At 66.9% G+C, this 1,436-nt stretch carries 1 protein-coding gene; it reads right to left on the reverse strand.

What is annotated here, in order from left to right; translation table 11 throughout:
• The coding region (locus ACNA0R_RS27225; protein ID WP_415829200.1) for a TRAP transporter large permease at nucleotides 1-1,436 on the reverse strand (1,436 nt) is incomplete at both ends.

Raw genomic sequence — 1,436 nt, forward strand, 5'->3', positions numbered from 1 at the left:
TGCCCGGTGGTGACCGGCGCGATGGTGCGGCCGGTGACCTTGTCGCGGTACGGGTCCTTGGGCGCGACCGAGCGCAGGTAGAACAGCGCGAAGCCGAAAGGCGGATGCATGAACGAGGTCTGCATGTTCACCGCCAGGATCACGCCGAACCAGATCAGGTCTATGCCCATCTTGTCGGCCACGGGACCGAGCAGCGGCACGATGATGAAGGCCAGTTCGAAGAAATCCAGGAAAAAGGCCAGCACGAAGGTCAGCACGCTGACCACGATCAGGAACCCCCACTGCCCGCCCGGCAGGCCGGTCAGCAGATGCTCCACCCACAGGTCGCCGTTCACGCCGCGGAAGGTCAGGCCGAACACCGTCGAGCCCACCAGGATGAACACCACGAAGCACGACAGCTTGGTCGTCGTGTCCATGGCCTGCTTCATCAGGTCCAGCGTCAGCCGCCTGCGCGCCACCGCCATGGCGATGGCGCCGACCGCGCCCATCGCGCCGCCTTCGGTCGGCGTGGCCACGCCGATGAAAATGGTCCCCAGCACCAGGAAAATCAGGAACAGCGGCGGGATCATCACGAAGGTGACGCGTTCGGCCAGCGCCGACAGCATGCCCAGCTTCAGCACCTTGTTGACGACGGCGATGACGAAGGCGGTCAGGCCCCACAGCAGCAGGCTGAGCACGATGCGTTCGTCGGCCGGCGCCGTGTCGTTCTCCATCCACTGGCCCAGCGCCCAGGCCACCGACACGGAGATGATCATCAGCACCAGCAGCGAACGGCCGCCGCGCGTGCCGTTGGCCTCGCGGAAACGCCGCGCCTCTTCCGGCAATGCCGGCGCCGAGGCGGGCTTGATCACGCACATGATGGCGATGTACACGATGTACAGGCCCGCCAGCACAAAGCCCGGCACCATGGCCGCGCGGTACATGTCGCCGATGGAGCGGCCCAGCTGGTCGGCCAGGATGATCAGCACCAGCGACGGCGGGATGATCTGCGACAGCGTGCCGGAGGCGGCGATCACGCCGCTGGCCAGGCGGCGGTCGTAGCCGTAGCGCAGCATGATGGGCAGCGAGATCAGGCCCATCGAGATCACCGAGGCCGACACCACGCCGGTGGTGGCCGCCAGCATGGCGCCGACGAACACCACGGCAAAGGCCAGGCCGCCGCGGATGGTGCCGAACAGCTGGCCTATGGTCTCCAGCAGGTCTTCGGCCATGCCGGATCGCTCCAGCACCAGGCCCATCAGGGTGAAGAACGGCACCGCCAGCAGCGTGTCGTTGGAGATGATGCCGAAGATGCGCTGCGGCAGGGCCTGGAACAGCGCGGGCGTGAGCAGGCCCAGCTCGATGCCGATCAGGCCGTACAGGATGCCGTTGGCCGCCAGCGCGAAGGCGACCGGAAAGCCCAGCAGCAGGAACACCACCAGGGTGGCGAACATGAT

Source organism: Bordetella sputigena (assembly GCF_965137885.1).
In the GTDB taxonomy this organism is placed as follows: domain Bacteria; phylum Pseudomonadota; class Gammaproteobacteria; order Burkholderiales; family Burkholderiaceae_B; genus Bordetella_C; species Bordetella_C sputigena.